Origin of the sequence: Nocardia sp. NPDC049149 (assembly GCF_043197455.1) — a bacterium.
Classification (GTDB): Bacteria; Actinomycetota; Actinomycetes; order Mycobacteriales; family Mycobacteriaceae; genus Nocardia.
In genome coordinates this window covers 175,141-190,428 of sequence record NZ_JBICTD010000008.1, presented here as the reverse complement: position 1 = coordinate 190,428, position 15,288 = coordinate 175,141, and the positions used below count along the sequence as shown (strand labels likewise).

The 15,288-nt window shown below is 65.7% G+C and carries 18 protein-coding genes; 10 read left to right on the top strand and 8 right to left on the bottom strand.

Annotated features, from left to right (window positions below; translation table 11 throughout):
* Nucleotides 1-76: 76 nt before the first annotated feature.
* Entirely contained in the window at nt 77-1,528 is a 1,452-nt protein-coding gene (locus ACGFNJ_RS30645; protein WP_393455858.1) for an HNH endonuclease signature motif containing protein, read from the bottom strand.
* Nucleotides 1,529-1,869: 341 nt separating this feature from the next.
* Here ACGFNJ_RS30645 and ACGFNJ_RS30640 point away from each other — a divergent pair, with 341 nt between their 5' ends.
* Both ACGFNJ_RS30640 and ACGFNJ_RS30635 read left to right on the top strand, forming a co-directional pair.
* The gene (locus ACGFNJ_RS30640; protein ID WP_393455855.1) at nt 1,870-2,163 is read left to right on the top strand and encodes an ArsR/SmtB family transcription factor; all 294 of its coding nucleotides are present in this window, start codon (nt 1,870-1,872) and stop codon (nt 2,161-2,163) included.
* A gap of 18 nt (nt 2,164-2,181) precedes the next feature.
* On the top strand, nt 2,182-3,183 hold the full coding sequence (locus ACGFNJ_RS30635; protein ID WP_393455852.1) for an LLM class flavin-dependent oxidoreductase: 1,002 nt from the start codon (nt 2,182-2,184) through the stop codon (nt 3,181-3,183).
* Here ACGFNJ_RS30635 and ACGFNJ_RS30630 read toward each other — a convergent pair.
* The gene (locus ACGFNJ_RS30630; protein WP_393455849.1) at nt 3,180-3,674 is read right to left on the bottom strand and encodes an NUDIX domain-containing protein; all 495 of its coding nucleotides are present in this window, start codon (nt 3,672-3,674) and stop codon (nt 3,180-3,182) included. The genes ACGFNJ_RS30635 and ACGFNJ_RS30630 overlap by 4 nt on opposite strands.
* 93 nt (nt 3,675-3,767) lie before the next feature.
* Complete coding sequence (locus ACGFNJ_RS30625; protein ID WP_393455846.1) at nt 3,768-4,559, bottom strand: SDR family oxidoreductase; 792 nt, start codon at nt 4,557-4,559, stop codon at nt 3,768-3,770.
* A 265-nt stretch (nt 4,560-4,824) separates the two neighbouring features.
* Between ACGFNJ_RS30625 and ACGFNJ_RS30620 the strand changes: the two genes are divergently transcribed.
* The 6 genes from ACGFNJ_RS30620 to ACGFNJ_RS30595 all read left to right on the top strand — a co-directional run bounded on the left by ACGFNJ_RS30620 (nt 4,825) and on the right by ACGFNJ_RS30595 (nt 8,583).
* Nucleotides 4,825-5,259 carry a hypothetical protein gene (locus ACGFNJ_RS30620; RefSeq protein ID WP_393455843.1) on the top strand — a complete coding sequence of 145 codons (435 nt, stop codon included), beginning with the start codon at nt 4,825-4,827 and terminating at the stop codon, nt 5,257-5,259.
* Between the two features lie 263 nt (nt 5,260-5,522).
* Nucleotides 5,523-6,005: a helix-turn-helix domain-containing protein gene (locus tag ACGFNJ_RS30615; protein WP_393456506.1), complete on the top strand. Its 483-nt coding sequence runs from the start codon at nt 5,523-5,525 to the stop codon at nt 6,003-6,005.
* Between the two features lie 71 nt (nt 6,006-6,076).
* Complete coding sequence (locus ACGFNJ_RS30610) at nt 6,077-6,481, top strand: VOC family protein (protein WP_393455840.1); 405 nt, start codon at nt 6,077-6,079, stop codon at nt 6,479-6,481.
* 74 nt (nt 6,482-6,555) lie between these two features.
* Nucleotides 6,556-6,858, top strand: coding sequence for a hypothetical protein (locus ACGFNJ_RS30605; RefSeq protein WP_393455837.1), 303 nt, complete (start codon nt 6,556-6,558; stop codon nt 6,856-6,858).
* 168 nt (nt 6,859-7,026) lie between these two features.
* Nucleotides 7,027-8,112 carry a CU044_5270 family protein gene (locus ACGFNJ_RS30600; protein WP_393455834.1) on the top strand — a complete coding sequence of 362 codons (1,086 nt, stop codon included), beginning with the start codon at nt 7,027-7,029 and terminating at the stop codon, nt 8,110-8,112.
* 153 nt (nt 8,113-8,265) lie between these two features.
* Nucleotides 8,266-8,583, top strand: a complete 318-nt coding sequence (locus ACGFNJ_RS30595; protein ID WP_393455831.1) for a hypothetical protein — start codon at nt 8,266-8,268, stop codon at nt 8,581-8,583.
* Nucleotides 8,584-8,666: 83 nt separating this feature from the next.
* Here the strand turns inward: ACGFNJ_RS30595 and ACGFNJ_RS30590 are convergent, their stop codons facing one another.
* The 4 genes from ACGFNJ_RS30590 to ACGFNJ_RS30575 form a co-directional block, all read right to left on the bottom strand.
* On the bottom strand, nt 8,667-9,218 hold the full coding sequence (locus tag ACGFNJ_RS30590; RefSeq protein WP_393455828.1) for a GrpB family protein: 552 nt from the start codon (nt 9,216-9,218) through the stop codon (nt 8,667-8,669).
* A gap of 28 nt (nt 9,219-9,246) precedes the next feature.
* The gene (locus ACGFNJ_RS30585; protein WP_393455825.1) at nt 9,247-9,975 is read right to left on the bottom strand and encodes a hypothetical protein; all 729 of its coding nucleotides are present in this window, start codon (nt 9,973-9,975) and stop codon (nt 9,247-9,249) included.
* Nucleotides 9,976-10,126: 151 nt separating this feature from the next.
* Nucleotides 10,127-11,701, bottom strand: coding sequence for a Na+/H+ antiporter (locus ACGFNJ_RS30580; RefSeq protein ID WP_393455822.1), 1,575 nt, complete (start codon nt 11,699-11,701; stop codon nt 10,127-10,129).
* A 31-nt stretch (nt 11,702-11,732) separates the two neighbouring features.
* Entirely contained in the window at nt 11,733-12,323 is a 591-nt protein-coding gene (locus tag ACGFNJ_RS30575) for a GNAT family N-acetyltransferase (protein WP_393455819.1), read from the bottom strand.
* 463 nt (nt 12,324-12,786) lie between these two features.
* Here ACGFNJ_RS30575 and ACGFNJ_RS30570 point away from each other — a divergent pair, with 463 nt between their 5' ends.
* Nucleotides 12,787-13,890, top strand: coding sequence for a glutamate--cysteine ligase (locus tag ACGFNJ_RS30570; protein ID WP_393455816.1), 1,104 nt, complete (start codon nt 12,787-12,789; stop codon nt 13,888-13,890).
* 16 nt (nt 13,891-13,906) lie between these two features.
* Here the strand turns inward: ACGFNJ_RS30570 and ACGFNJ_RS30565 are convergent, their stop codons facing one another.
* Nucleotides 13,907-14,281: a VOC family protein gene (locus tag ACGFNJ_RS30565; protein WP_393455813.1), complete on the bottom strand. Its 375-nt coding sequence runs from the start codon at nt 14,279-14,281 to the stop codon at nt 13,907-13,909.
* A gap of 167 nt (nt 14,282-14,448) precedes the next feature.
* On the opposite strand from ACGFNJ_RS30565, the gene ACGFNJ_RS30560 reads away from it, so the two are divergent.
* On the top strand, nt 14,449-15,273 hold the full coding sequence (locus tag ACGFNJ_RS30560) for an SAM-dependent methyltransferase (RefSeq protein ID WP_393455810.1): 825 nt from the start codon (nt 14,449-14,451) through the stop codon (nt 15,271-15,273).
* The last annotated feature ends 15 nt before the right edge of the window (nt 15,274-15,288 follow it).

The following is a 15,288-nucleotide window of genomic DNA, read 5'->3' as shown; positions in this document are numbered from 1 at the left end:
GATTACTGGGCAGTCCTGGTGGTCTGCCCAGTTCGGGTCGCGCTCCCTGGCGGTGTCACCCGTCGAGGTGTTGGTGTCATCCGTCGGGGTCGCTTTGGAGGGTGAGGTATTCGCTGGGGTGGTGGTAGTGGTTGATTCGGGGTTTGCGGTGGGGGTCGATGTGGGTGGGTGGGATCCATTGGGTGCGACCGGGTGTGCGGTGGTGGGTCGGGGTGGCGGTGGTCGCCCACCGGCCTGAGGTGGCGAGTTGGTGGTGGGGTTCGCAGACGAAGGTGAGTTCGTCGGCGTTGGTGTTGCCGTCGGCGGCCCAGTCGGTGCGGTGGTGGGTTTGGCACAGGTAACCGGGTTTGGAGCAGCCGGGGTAGCTGCAACCGATGTCTTTGGCGTGCAGGACGATGCGTTGGTCGGCGGTGGCGATGCGTTTGGCGCGGCCGAGGTAGAGGGGGCGGCCGTCGGTGTCGTTGAACAGGGCGAGGTAGTGGCGTGCGTGGGCGGCCATGCGGATGGCGTCGTGGATCGGCAGCAGGCTCCCGCCACCGGTGACCACGGGTGGGCCGGAAGCACGCAGTTCATGATGGTCGGGGCTGTGTTGGACCTCTTCGACAGCGTTTTCGAGCTCGGCCAAGCCCATCGACACTACGACTGAGACTGGCAGGCCACGGTGGTGTCCGAGCTGCCCGGAGGCCAGCATCGCCCGGAACACCGCCTTGACCGCGTCATGCTGACGTTGCGGCCCGGAACGCGTATCCCGTTCGGCCGCATCAGGATCGGGTTCGTCATCGACATGACGCACCACATCCTCAGGATTACAGGCACCAGGCTTGGCGTATTTGGCGAACACCGCCTCCAAATACGCACGCAACTCCGGATCCGCCACCAACGTGCACTTACTCATCAAATCAGGGCCTTGGCGACCCAGGATGAACCCACGACGCCGCTCCCGATCACTCGGAGTGAACACCCCATCCGGGTTGAGGATCGCATCCAACCGATCAGCCACCTGACGCAACTGATCAGGCCGCAAAACCCTGGCATGCCCCGCCAACTCAGCCTCAGCCTGATCACGAGTCACACTGTCCACACACGACGGCAGATGCTCGACGAACTCCCGCAACACCTTCACATGCGCACCCCCGATCACCCCTTCCCGTTGCGCTGCGGCGGTAGCGGGCATCACCGGATCGAGGACTTCACCGTCGAGGCCGTAGCGGTGCGCGAGATCAGCGGCCGCGCGCCAGCGAGCCCGGGCCTCAGCGGGGCTGATACGCAGGCCGTCGGCGAGGGTCTCGATCGCGCTATGAGTGGCGAAATCGTTGTTGCTCCACTGATCGAGCAATTGCGCGACCAACTCCAACCCCACACCCGGCAACGCGCGCACGACAGTCTCCAACCGCTGCATCACCACCAGACGATCCGGATTCGACAACCCATCAGTCCGCACCCCACACAACTGAGCAAGCCCGGCCTCCAGCGCGCACAACGCCGCCTCCACACCGGGATCAGCGACAGCCACGCTACTCGAAGACATGTTCGAAGCCTACCCGCGAAAAGCGCCACCTACCAGGCAGTTTCGAACCGAATCAAAGATTGGCAGTCCATGGCAGCCACACTCACTCAGCGACGTCCTATCGCGCTCTCGCCACTGACCCCACCGCCTGTCGTTGCAGTGCCATCCGGGCCGGGCTCGAAGCACCCTTCGAGACAGCACGACAAACGTGTCCAAGCGCTGTCGAGTCCAGCCGCCGACTAGCAGCGCCTGCCCACGACATCCCCACGCCGCGACAACACCCGCGTGAGCGGCATCACAATGCCGACCGGCCACGCGCAGCGTAAGTTCGTTAATTAGCGAAATGACGAAGGGCGGTGCAGGTGCTCGACGAGTGCAAAGCCCTGGCGAACGAGACTCGGCTGCGGATCCTCGAGTGGTTGAAGGATCCGGAGACACACTTCCCTGGGCGTTCGGACGGGTCGGCCGAGCTGGGTGTGTGCGTCGGACTCATTCAGCAGAAGGCAGGAACGTCGGCGTCGACCATCTCGGTGCATCTGGCGATCCTGCAGCGTGCGGGGTTCCTCACCGTCAACCGGCGCGGGCAGTGGGCCTACTACCGGCGCGACGACGCACGCATCCGCGCCTTCACCGAACAACTCCACCGCGTGCTCTGACCAAGGAAAGGCACCTCAATGTCGACTGCTCTGTCCATCCTCGACCTGGCGTCGATCGCGCCCGGCCAGACCGCGCGTGACAGTTTCGCCAACAGCGTCGCGCTGGCCAGGGCCGCGGAACACAGCGGATACACCCGCGTCTGGTACGCCGAGCACCACAACATGCGCACCATCGCGTCGAGCGCCACGAGTGTGCTGATCGGCCATGTCGCCGAGCACACCGACTCGATCCGGCTCGGCGCGGGCGGCATCATGCTGCCCAACCATTCACCGCTGGTGATCGCGGAACAGTTCGGCACGTTGGAGACGCTGTTTCCCGGCCGAATCGACCTCGGACTCGGGCGGGCGCCGGGCAGTGACCAGACGACCATGCGGGCGCTGCGCCGAGATGCGACGTCGTCGGATTCCTTCCCGCAGGACGTGCTGGAATTGCAGGGATATCTGACCGGCCAGTCACGGATCCCCGGCGTCTATGCCGTGCCGCGGGCGGAAGGTGTTGTGCCGCTCTACATCCTGGGTTCATCACTGTTCGGTGCGCAGCTCGCCGCGCAACTCGGCTTGCCGTATGCGTTCGCCTCGCACTTCGCGCCCGAAGCCCTGCATGAGGCAGCCACCCTGTACCGCACCAACTTCCGGCCGTCCGAGCAACTGGCAGAGCCGTACATGATGGCGGGAGTCAACGTGTTCGCCGCCGAAAACGGTGACGACGCAGCAGAACAGCAGAAGATCGCCTACCGTGCCCGCGCTCGGGCCATGGTCAAGCGTCGCACGTCGGATGTCGACTTCACCGACGAGGAGATCGACGCCTTCCTCGCCACCCCGGACGCCTACCCGCTCACCTCGAAGGTCCGCTACACGGCGACCGGCACCCCCGCCGAAGTCCGTTCGTATCTGGACGATTTTGCCGCCTCGATCCAGGCCGACGAACTCATCCTCGCCCACCACGCCACCGCCATCGAGGACCGCGTCCGCTCCGTCGAGCTCACCGCCGCGGCCATGCTCGAGCCTGTCGGTCGCTAACCTCGCACGGGTGCAGGCACATGATTGACCCGATGGTCGTGTGCCTGCAGCGCTGGGTCGGGCCAGCCGTACACCCCGAAATGCTCACCGCGCTGGAGCAATTCGACTCCGGCGCGGGTGCTCAGGATGGTGTCGCCGGGGAGGTCTTCCAGGGGAAACCACTCGAGCTCCGAGCAGAGGTCGGGTTCCCGGTTGTGCGGATCGCCGGTCCAGCTTTCCGCGCTGAAGATGAACAGCACCCGGTACTGCCCCTTCGGTGCCTGGATATGAATCGACGAGGTCATCCTGACCTCGTCGTGGCGGAGATGAACGCCGATCTCCTCGCGCGCCTCCCTGATCACCGCGGAGACGACATCCTCCCCTTCTTCGAGCTTGCCCCCTGGCGCGTTCCACTTCGCGTCGGCGAATCCGGTGTTGCGCCGCCGGGCCAGCAGCACGGCTCCGTCACGAATCAACAGGATCTGAACGCCGACAATGGTGCGGTAGGTCATCCGCTGCCTTCCGTATCAAGGGTGAGGAAGTCTGCATGCTGTGTCCGTGGCCGACCCTGGCCGTGTTTGCCGCAACGTTACCCCGGCGCGGTGTCATCGCCAATGGAGGTCGCCGATCGCCGTCGCCTCCGAGCCGCCGTCGGCGAAGACGATTTGTCCGGTGACAAACCGGTTGTCCGCCGAGGACAGCCAGCAGATCAGCTCGGCGACCCATTCGGGCCGGCCGGGGAAGCCACCGAACGGTTGCGGCGCAGCTGTTTCGACGGCATTGCGGATTTCGTCGTCGGCCAGGATCCAGGCGGCCGCCGGGGTGTCGACGACACCTGGGGCGACGACGTTCAGGGCGATGCCGGCACCGGCCCACTCGGGTGTGGGCGCGGCCGTGCGTACCCAGCGATTCAACGCCCGCTTGGCGATGCCGTAGGCGCCGGTGGGCCCGCCGAGCGCGGGATCGGCGGCGAGATAGCCGACCGCGGCGGCTTCGTCACCGTCGAGGCACGCTTGGACGATGCGCTCGTCCGCGGGCGCCAGCGACGACGTCGACGAGACGGCTACCGCGCGCGGCGCGGGGCTCTGCGCCAGCAGCGGCCGCAGGCCGTCCAATGTCGCGACGGCGCCGAAGTAGTTGGTCTCCAGCAGGCCGGTTCTGCCGCCGCCTGCGATGGCGAGTACCGCGTCGATCGGCCCGCGTGCCGTCACCTGATCGATCAGTGATTGCCTGCCCGCTGCGGTGGACAGGTCAGCGGTGACGTCGGCGTCGTCGAGATCACAGCCGATGACTTTCGCGCCGCGCTCGCGAAGGAGTGCGGCAGTCGCCGCGCCGATGCCTGATGCCGAGCCGGTGACGACATACGTTCGTCCGGCGAATCCTGTGTGTGGTGCCATCGCTTCCTCTCCCACTGGTGTCCCCATCGAACCACGATCGCAGCGGCTGGGAAGATGTCCGTGGTTGTCCTCTTCCCTGTTCTCACGCTCGTGGTGGCTCGCCGAATAGCCAGTCGCACAACGCATTCACGGCCGGTGCGCAGCGGCTCTCGCACCGGGCCACACCGCGGGAGAAGTGAAATTCCGCTGATAGCGAACGATTTGCTGCAACCTGCATCATGGACCGCCCGAGTAGACGATGATGGTGTCGACAGCAGGATCGACCGTGGAAAGGCGCATCGTGCAGTGGTGGGAGTTCTCCTTGCTCGGCGCGTGCGGTGGAGCTGCTGTCGAGGCGCTGGCGGTGCTGCGCTGGCTCGCGGTGTGGCGGGACGCCAGGCGCACGCCCGCAGGGCGAGTGAAGGGGAAGCCGCCGCGGGTGCGCACGTTCATCGATGCGCCGGTGCACGGGTGGATGCTGGCCGTGCGGACACTGCTCGGCGCGAGTGCGGCCGCGCTCTTCGGCACCACCGGACAGATCAGCGGGGCGTATGTCGCGGTCGTGCTCGGGTTCGCGGCTCCGGCGGTGTTGGCGCAATTGGGTTCGGTTCCACAACTCGCCTCCGTGATCACCGGTACGTCGACCCGTCCCTCGGGATTGTCGTCGGCGGGCGCCGAATCGCCGCAACAGTCAGGGGTTTCCGAAACGGAGGCCAGTTGATGTCGAGAGGTTCGTTCCGTCGTCGGATCCTGGCGGGGTTGCTCGGCGTGCGACGGCGCTCGTTCGGACAGGGGAAGCCTCCTGTCACGGAAGGGCATTCCGTCGGCCGCCGGGTGCTCGCCGGGTTGCTCGGTGTCGGCATGCCCGACGTCCGCAAGCGGCGGATCGTCATCGACAATCCGCAGACTGTGCAGCCGACTGGTCCGCAGACGCCGGGTGTCAACTACCGCAGATTCCCCGTCGCCACCACCCCGTCACGCGAGATCGACGGCGAGGTCCTCGAATTCGGCGAATGGTCGAAGTACCGGCAACGCAAGAAGTTCGCCGGACGGTTGAACCAACTGTTCGCCACCGTGCATCCGCCATGGCGTAAGCCGCACACCAACGGGGAGGTCGCGGCCGCCCTGACAGCGGACGGGCATCCGATCTCGACGACGTACCTCGCGCAGTTGCGGTCGGGAACACGGTCGACGCCCTCCGGCGAGACAGTCGCCGCGCTGGCCAAGTTCTTCAAGGTCGACCCGGACTACTTCTACAACGACGTCTATGCCGCCAAGATCGACCACGATCTGGTGTTGCTGACCCAGCTGCAAGCCACGGGACTGCGACGGCTGTCGAGCCGGGCCTTCGACCTGTCCGAAGAGTCGCAGAACCTGCTGACCGCCATGGCCGAAAAGCTCCGTGCGAGTGAAGGACTGCCCGAGATCCCGCCGGACGGAACGGAATGGCGGAAGTCGACGCGATAGCCCACTGAACGTAGAAGGTATAGGCGTTCGCCCTGGGGTTCCTCCAGCGATGGCGCTACGCTCAGTTCACCATGCCCGATTTGCTCGGAATCGACCATCTGACACTTGCCACGACCGACCTCGACCAGCTCGTGCGGTACTACACCGAGTTACTCGGAGCGACACTCGCTTTCGAGCGTGCGGCAACCGCTGCGGATCCTCGAATCGCGGTCATCGACGTCGGTGGGGCTGACCACCTGATGATCGTCGAAACAGCTACTGGCGCAACCATTGATCTCGACCCATTCGGCTGTGCGGGATGGGGGCTGCGGGTCGGCGACTATGCGCAGCTGTGTGCGGTTCGCGAACGAATCCTGGCCGCCGGGTGGCCTGTCGAGGAGATCGAGACGTTGCCCACGCAATGGACGATGACGGCGCGCGATCCCGACGGACGCCCCGTGGACATCCGGGCCCACCGCCCCCGCACCAATACCTAACGTGCAGAACCGCAGCGCATCTCAGGCCACTGGTCACTGCAGGCCTGAGATTCCGCCGGATGCGTTAGCCCTCGGTGATCTGCCTGCGTGCGCTCGCGGAGCACCGCGGGCCCGACATCTACAACACCTTGACCTACCGTCAGATCGAGCCGACCAGCCTGATCGAGTTCGATCTCGCGCGTACCAATGCGGCAAGCGCGGGCGCACCTAGGACGCCGCCTCGACGGCACATCGTCACCTTCACCGCGGTCGCGAGCAAATGGACAGCGATGACGGTCACCGAGTTCGGCCACCCGACCGCGCTGATGCGTGACCATGCGAAGGCCGAGCTCGAACAGGGCCTGGACAAGTTGACCGCGTTGCTCGAGCAGAGCTGAGCACCCGGAGCCGTCGATCCAGCGCGTTTCCCTCGCGCCGAAAGTCCTTCCGCTACCTCCAGGAATGAGCTGGATGACCGGCTTGTGACGAATCGATGATGCCGGTCGCTCACGGCATTGGTTCCCTGGAGAGCGTGTTCGACTAACCGGTAGGAGTGTGCTCTCTCGATGATCAATGACGATGTCCGCCCACGGAGCAAGGAACAGTCGGACTCGGGCCGAGCGAAGATTCTTGCCGAAATCACCGGCGATCCGGCTGGTCACGCCGAGGGAAAGGCCAGGGTGGTCCAACTCGCTCCCACACGGCGCACGTCTCGATGGCTGCTGATCGGGGCCGCTGCGGCCGCCATGGTGATCGCGGCGACCGCCGCCTGCACCACGAGCGACAACGACCAATCGCCCTCGCGGGTCCAACCCCGCGGCACTGTGGCGGCCGACCCGGACCTGGGGTTGGCCGCCGGTCAGTACCTCTATGTCGGGACGCGCAGCGACGGGATCAATAATGCGCGGGGCGATGTGGCCTACCAAGTGGAGGCGACTCGGGAAATCTGGGTGCCTGCCACCTGGAGTGACAGATGGATGGAACGCCGCAATCACGCCCGGCCGGTCAAGATACTTCCCGCCAGCGCAGACACTCCCGAGCGACAGCGGTCGGTCGACCAGAGCTATTTCCCCGGGGAATGGCGGGCCGCCTGCGGGTCGTGGAGCTATATGGGTGAGAACGTCGATCGACCCGAGTGCCGCCCCATCGAGGGCGGGTGGCACCGGCCCACCCCGCAGTACGTCGCCGCACTGCCGCGAGACCCGGATGCGTTGCTGGCCAAGCTGAAAGAAGGCCCCGGACCCGACGCCAAGATCAGCCCGGAACTCGATGCCTTCGGTGACGCGAGAGAGTTCCTCACCACCGGCCTGGTGCCCAAGGACCTGCGCACAACGTTGCACCAGGCACTGCTGCGGTTGCCCGGGATCAAGGTCACCGAGAATGTGCCGAATCTGGACGGACGCAAAGGCACTGCGCTCGGGTTCGTGGACGCAACCCGCTTTGTGCCGCAAGGTACCGAACTCGACGAGATCATCATCGATCCGAGTACCGAACAGATCATCGGCACCCGCAGCACCATGATCCGCAACATGGTGCTCGGCGAGGGTAACCAGACCACTCCGGCGGTGGTCTTCGAGACAGGAAAGGTGATGAGCCATTCCGCGATCACCGTCGCGGTCGTCGGCAGGGTCGGGATCAAACCTGCCATCTGACCCAGCACTCGCGCCAGCCCGCAATGAACTCAGCGAATGGGGCGTAGGCCGATCATGGTGTGCACGGTGCTGGATCGTCGGGTGGTGGCTTTTCACAGTTGAACGTGAGGTGATCCACGCCCGTCGCCCCGACGTTTGCAGGGTGCGCCGTTCATGACGGTGGCCATGACTGGTGAGCAACTGATCCTGTCCTTCACCGAACTGCGCAAGGCATTCGAGGTGGCACTGAACCATGTCGAGGCGACCGCGGGGACGGGATCTGCAGCCCTGGACCAGGACTATTTCTGGTCGATCCCTGCGGAGGAGTTGTACGACGTCTACGACGTGCCGGTCAACATGACGATCGGCCAGCTCTCCGAATCATGGCAGCACCTGCGTGATTCGATCGCTGACCCGGATCGTGTCCTCACCTATGACCTTGTTTGGCTCGCCGATGTCTTGCGGGCGATCGGGCAGAGCAACCCACGGTGAGAGGGTTCCAATCATTTCGAGATTTCGAAGCTGAACGATCACCGCCGATTGCCACCACGTCGCGCCCACAAGATCCTGGCACGCTACGGGGTCCAACCGGTGGCGTCCGCCCACGCCTGCGCCCGTGCACCGATTTCCGTGATGAGCGGCCCCTTGGCATCGGCGTAGGCATTCATATCGCTCCAGTCTCGCTGCGCGAGTTCACGTTTGAGTTGCTCGTAGGCCGCGCGATCCGCGTCGTCATGCCGCAACCAGTCCCGGAACAGCAGCTGCGGACGTTCCCATGCACTCCCGATCGTGCAGAGGTGAACGTGCACATCCCGCTCGGGCGTCCGCATCATGCGATGAGCAGGCTCCCGCACGCGAAGCTGATAGCCTGCGGCGGAAAGCAATTCGAGGTATGCGTCCTCGTCGTCGACATCCGGCACACTGACCTGGATGTCGATGATCGGTTTGGCCGCGAGACCGGGCACCGAGGTCGAGCCGATGTGGTCGACGCGACGCGCGACGGCGCCGAGCGCGTTGGCGATCCGATCCCGCTCCTCGGCAAAACGGGCAGGCCAGGTGGGGTCGTAGTCGACGATCCGGATCTCGCGCTTCTCGCGGCCGCCGATCAGTTCTGTCCGCTCATTCACCGAACCATCTTCGCAGCCGCGAGCTCCCCTACTCGCGTCTGCTGGTTTCGCGCAGGATCCTGACCAAGGCGAGACGAAACGGTAGATCCTCGGGCTGGTTGCGGGCCAACACATCTCGAATGTGGTCATATCGGATGGACCAGCCCACGACGACCTCGGTGTCCTGGCGGGCCGTGGCGAGAGTCTGGGTGTGCATGTGGCGAGCGGGGACGAGGAGGTGGGCGTAGCGCCCGCGTGCGAACTCCTCGTTGACGGAACGCGCCAGGCGTCGATCCGTCAACCACTCGAGGGTCGCGTGGGCCGCGCCGATCGCCAGCGCGGACCCGACGGCCGCCACAATGAGGATCCACGTTGGCACACCGGACCACAAGAACCGCAGCAGGCCGACGGTGCCGATGGCCGCCGCTGCGCCGGCGGCAAAACCGAGACCATTATTGGCCAACAGACGAGCACTCGCCACCAGCCGTCGCCCCGGTTTCGGCGGAGTCGCTGTCGGATCGAAAGCCAGCCGGAACGCGTCGGAATATTCCTTGGTGAAAGCGTCGAAATCGGCACCGTCTCGACTGAGGCGGATCGCCCACGCACGCGCCAAATCCTTGACGACGATGACGATTCCGTGGTTGTCGGCCGTGTTACCCCACCGGAAGACCCAAGCCCAATCCGTCGCTGTCCCCGACGGATCGAGCAGGCCTTCCGCACCATACTGTGGTCTGCTCAGCACCTTCAACGCCAGCCGCTGAGCAGTCCCCTCCTCCATGCGCCAAGGCTAGAGTGATCGCCCGACCGGTGGCAGACGTCACTAACAGGGGCAGCCCCGTACCGAACGGCCTTCCAGGAGTATCGAACTCGCTGATTCGTGGTCTCCAGGCGGCCGATTCCGACAGTCGGACCGAACCGCATCGCACACACTAAGGCGACCGCAGGTCGAGGCGACGCATTACTCGGTCGACCAGGTCCGGTGGCACGCCGTGTTCGCGGCGAGCGGCCATGGCCTCGTCCCGACCCGCGGCCAGCACTTCCTGGTTGATGCGGTGGAGTTTCCGATTGAGGTCGGCGCTGTGTTCGGCGGCTGCTTTCGCCTCGTCGGCGGCTTCGGGATCGGCTCTCGCCAAACGTCTTTCGATGCCGACGTGCAGACGGTCGTAGACGTCGTCGGGGAGGTCCTCCAGGTAGGCGACCTGCTGTAGTCGGGTCAGTTCGGCGCGCAGGATCCTGGTCCAGAGTTGGCGTTCCATGACGCGTTCGGCGTCGGTGTCGGCGCGAACTCCGGTGGCGCGCACCACGAGTGGCAGGGTCGGCCCCTGGATCAGCAGGGTGAACAGGACCAAGGCGAAGGCGGTGAACAGGATTCCGCTGCGCCACGGGAAGGGCGCACCGGATTCGGTGGTCAACGGCACCGCCAAAGCCAAAGCGACCGTGGCGACGCCACGCTGCCCAGCCCACCAGGTGACGACGGTTTCGCGCCAGGTGTAGGGCTCGTCGGCCTCGTGCCTGCGCCACCAGCGCCCGAACATCGCCCAGGTCGCGAGCAGCCAGATCAGCCGGATGCCGACGACGGCACCGATGACCGCGCCCGAAATACCAAGGTATTGCGGCCAATCCGGTCCCGCATCGCGCAGCACGGTCGCGAGCTCCAACCCGATCAGCCCGAACGCTATTCCGGTGACGAGCATGTCGATGATCGCCCAGAACGAGTCACCGACCAGCCGGTAGTCGCTGCCACCGAAATCGGTGGCAGCATCGGTCAGATACAGCGCGCACACCAGCACCGCGAGCACCGCTGATCCGCCGAGCGCTTCGGCCAATCGGTAGGCGGCGAACGGCAGCGCCAACCCCAACGCCACCTGCCACGCCGCCTCGTCGAGCCGCCGCATCAGCCTGCTGCCGCACCAGCCGAACACCAGCCCGACCGCGATCCCGACCACCGCGGCGAGCACGAATTCCATTGCCGCCGACCACGCCGAGAACTGCCCGGTGACCACCGCCTGCACCGCGATCCCGTACAGCACGATCGCGGTGACATCGTTGAACAGCCCTTCCCCTTCCAGCACCGCAACGAGCCTGCGCGGCAGCCCGAGCCGGCCGGCCAGCGCCCCGACGGCCACCGGGTCCGGCGGGGCGACCAGCGCGCCGAGCACGAACGCGACGGCCAGCGGCACCGCCGGATGCCACAGATGCGTCACCACCGCCACCACCGCCGCGGTCACCACCACGAGCCCGATGGCCTGCAGCGCGATCGCACCCCAGTTCTGCGCGAAGGTGCGCCACGAGGTGCGGCGGGCCGACGCGTACAGCAGCGGCGGAAGCAGCAGCGGCAGAATAAGATCCGGCGCGACCCGGACATCGGGCACCGCCGGGATCAGCGCGAGCGCACACCCGAACACCGTCATCAGGACGGCAGGAGCTATCCCGAGCCGACGACCGAGCGGCTGGGCCAGGATCGTGCCGAACAGCACGAGAAACGGCAGTTCCAGATGATTCACGCCCACTTAGTGTGCCGCGCGGGCCTGTGATTTACCGAAGCGATCGCTGATGATCGCGCATGCGATTCGCGGGCAGCGTAGTCCAGTCGGTCCTGGTGAGCTCGTATTCGACCTCGCCGTGCTCGGTGCCGGGCAGCGGATCCTCGAAGTGCAGGTGAAAGGTCCGCAGATAGCGCAGGCCGACCTGCTCCAGCACCCGTCGCGACGCGCTGTTGACCGCCATGGTCTGGGCCCACACTCGCTCGACACCGAGTTCGGTGAACGCCGTCCGGAGCAGCGCCCGAGCTCCCTCGGTGGCATACCCCCGGCCCCACACCGACGCCTCGAGCCGATACCCGAGTTCCACTTCGGCGATGCCCCCGTCCTCGGGTGGCTGCAACGCGAACCAACCCACGAACCGTCCGCTGGCTCGCTCGATGGCGGCCCATCGCCCCGCCGGACCCCGCTCGTAGTCTCGCAAGATCCGGGGCAACACCTCGCCCTCGATCTCGCTGCGCGGCGTGGGTTCGCCGGTGAGGAACCGCATCACCTCGGGGTCGCTGTCCAACTCGACCAGTAGGTCGACGTCGTCCTCGGTGAATCGGCGCAGCGTCAGCCGTTCGGTATCCAGCAGCACGTCCACCAGCGACTTCTCCGATCAAAGTGTGGCCGTTTGCATTCTGTCGGTAACTTGCCGCACTCGTCGAGTCTTTTCCCACCGCACGCTTGCGACCGCAGCCGATCAGGACTCGACGCGGAGACTCGCCGCAACGCAGGCGCAAGCTGACAGCGCGGTGAACGAGATGTCCTCCCGACGTCCGGGCGATCAGCGTTTGGCGCCGCCGATACTGCGGCAATCTGAGCCTACGATGCAGTTCCCTGAGTGGTGGAAGGAGAATTCCGATGATTATCGGCACGATCAGCCACTGGGTTCGTCTCATGCTAGACGTGATCGGCATCTGAACCCGGCGAGCAGCTAGACACACGTGTGGCACACCGCACCGCGGGACGTCCCGGTCCCGCGGTGCTTGCGCTCCCCCGCCGCTCGGGAACTGTTCGACGGCACGCCGACGCGTATGACCTCGATCTATGGGTAATCCATCGGCATGGACGCAGCCTCGGTGACCGTCGGCGTTGAAGAGGAATTCATCCTTACCGATCCCGAAACCGGTGCGCCGGTGGCGAAGAATGTCGAGGTCGCCAGAACCGCAGCCGAACTCGGCATCGATCTACAACTCGAGCTGACCCGCTGCCAGGTGGAAACCAGCACCGGAGTGCACAGCGATTCGGCAGAGCTGGCGAGCGAACTGCGCCTCCTGCGCTGTGGCGTGGCCGAATGCGCAGAAAAGAACGGTGTCCAACTGCTCGCGGCGGGCATCCCGCCGACCGTGCCCGACCGATTCCCGGTCACCGATACTCCACGCTACCAACGGATCGCCGAAGCCTACGGCATGCTCGCCCACGAGCAGGGACTGTGCGGCTGTCATGTCCATGTTGCGGTGCCCGATCGCGAAACCGCGGTGCTGGTCGGCAATTTCCTGCGGCCGTGGCTGCCGCTGTTCCTCGCGCTCACCGCCAACTCGGCGATCTATCGCGGCGTCGACACCGGCTACGCGAGTTGGCGCAGCATCCTCTGGCGCCGCTGGCCGAGCGCAGGTCCGCCCCCGCATTTCGGCTCACTGGCGGAGTATCAGTCGATGGTCGCCATGATGCAGTCCAGCGGCAGCATCCTCGACAAGAAGATGGTCTACTGGGATGTCCGCCCATCCATGAGCTTTCCCACCGTCGAGATCCGAGTCAGCGACGTCCCTGCCACGATCGAGGAGACGGTACTGCTCGCGACCCTGGTGCGCGCGATGGTGATGACGGCGCGAACATCTTTGGCGCGCAACATCTCTCCGCCTAGCGTCGGCACGGAGGTGTTGCATGCCGCGTATTGGAAGTCGGCACGCAGTGGGCTCGACGGCGACGCGGTCGATCCGGTGCGAGGCCGCATTGTTCCGGTTGCCGAGCTGTTGACCGAGCTCGTCGATTACGTGGGTCCCGCACTCGACGAGCTCGGTGATCGGCGCTCGGTCACCGATGCACTGGCTGCGGTGCTCGCCCGAGGCAACGGAGCGATGCGACAGCTCAACGCCTTTCGCGTGCGTCGCGAAGCCGTCGATGTCGTCACGGAACTGGCGTCCGCCACCCTGGAGGGTTGCCGGTGAGGACGACCACTCGGCCCTACAACCACATCAGACAGAAGGTGTGCCCGACCGGATCGCGGTAGACGCGAAATTGATCATTGTCGTTGGGCTGCACCAGCGTTGCACCGAGCGCAAGCGCCTTCGGCTCGGCCTCCTCGATGTCGTCGACCAGCACATCGAGGTGAAACTGTTGCGACGCTTCGGGATCGGGGAACCGCGGCGGCTTGTACTCCGGCGCCAGCTGGAAGCAGAGTCGCCTGCCGTCACCGTCGACGATGACCACCCAGGTTTCTTCCTCGTCCGAGAACATCTCAGCCCCGAGCAGTCCGAGATAGAACTGCGCGAGCTTACGCGGCTCCGGGCAATCGAGCACCACGCTGCGCAGCTTGCCTACCCCACCGTTCGATGTCATGCGAACCTCCTTCGAATCCGGACTCTTCCTCGCCTACCCCGCAGCGGCCGCGGGCAAACGATGAAACATGTTGTGGTCACATGCATCCCGCCGCCGAAGCACGCACCCACCCCGGCACGGTCTCTTACGATGGAAACCATACTGTCCACGGAGGAGGGGGATCCGAGATGACCGACCTGTCACACGTGATCGATCAATCCACGCCCAGCATCGCCAGGGTGTACGACTACCTCCTCGGCGGCAAGGACAACTTCGTCGTCGACCGGGAGATCGGCGACCACTTCAAGAACAACCTCCCCGGCTCGGTGGCCATCGCCTTCACCAACCGGCAGGCGCTCGTGCGGGCCGTCCGCGATATCGCCCGCGACGGCATCCGCCAGTTCGTCGACCTCGGCAGCGGACTGCCCACCGCCGACAACGTGCACCAGGTCGCCAAACGCCACCTCCCCGATGCCACGGTGGCCTACGTCGACAACGACCCCATCGTGCTCGCGCACGGCCGCGCACTGCTGGCGACCGACGCGAACACCACGGTCTTCCAAGCCGATCTCCGTGACCCGCCGTCGATTCGGGACAACCCCGAGGTCGTCAAGATGATCGACTTCGATCAGCCGGTCGCGGTCATCTTCAGCGCGATCCTGCATCACCTCAACGACGACGAGGACCCGGCCGGGGTGGTGCGCTACTGGTCGGAGCAACTCGCGCCGGGCAGCCGGGTGTACATCTCGCATTTCCGGTCGGGCCACAACGCGGAGACCACGGCTGCCGAACAGAAGCTGCAGTCCACCTTCGGGCGCGGCCGCTGGCGCACCGACGAGGAAATCGTGGCGTTGTTCGGCGATCTCGAGATCCTCGACCCCGGCATCGCCCCCTGCGCGCACTGGCGCCCGGATCCGGCGCCCGCCGACGGCACCCCGGCGATCGGGGTGAGCGACCGCGAGCTGTCGGTCTGGGAACAGCTCATCGTCGCCGGGCTTGCTCGAAAGAACTAGCGCGGCATAAACATT

Excerpts from the sequence above, each read along its gene's own strand:
- ACGFNJ_RS30610 (WP_393455840.1), top strand. The coding sequence starts at position 6,077 with ATGCCCGATTTGCTCGGAATCGACCATCTGACACTTGCCACGACCGAC.
- ACGFNJ_RS30630 (WP_393455849.1), bottom strand. The coding sequence starts at position 3,674 with ATGACCTACCGCACCATTGTCGGCGTTCAGATCCTGTTGATTCGTGAC.
- ACGFNJ_RS30645 (WP_393455858.1), bottom strand. The coding sequence starts at position 1,528 with ATGTCTTCGAGTAGCGTGGCTGTCGCTGATCCCGGTGTGGAGGCGGCG.
- ACGFNJ_RS30560 (WP_393455810.1), top strand. The coding sequence starts at position 14,449 with ATGACCGACCTGTCACACGTGATCGATCAATCCACGCCCAGCATCGCC.
- ACGFNJ_RS30585 (WP_393455825.1), bottom strand. The coding sequence starts at position 9,975 with ATGGAGGAGGGGACTGCTCAGCGGCTGGCGTTGAAGGTGCTGAGCAGA.
- ACGFNJ_RS30625 (WP_393455846.1), bottom strand. The coding sequence starts at position 4,559 with ATGGCACCACACACAGGATTCGCCGGACGAACGTATGTCGTCACCGGC.
- ACGFNJ_RS30600 (WP_393455834.1), top strand. The coding sequence starts at position 7,027 with ATGATCAATGACGATGTCCGCCCACGGAGCAAGGAACAGTCGGACTCG.
- ACGFNJ_RS30635 (WP_393455852.1), top strand. The coding sequence starts at position 2,182 with ATGTCGACTGCTCTGTCCATCCTCGACCTGGCGTCGATCGCGCCCGGC.
- ACGFNJ_RS30570 (WP_393455816.1), top strand. The coding sequence starts at position 12,787 with ATGGACGCAGCCTCGGTGACCGTCGGCGTTGAAGAGGAATTCATCCTT.
- ACGFNJ_RS30565 (WP_393455813.1), bottom strand. The coding sequence starts at position 14,281 with ATGACATCGAACGGTGGGGTAGGCAAGCTGCGCAGCGTGGTGCTCGAT.
- ACGFNJ_RS30595 (WP_393455831.1), top strand. The coding sequence starts at position 8,266 with ATGACGGTGGCCATGACTGGTGAGCAACTGATCCTGTCCTTCACCGAA.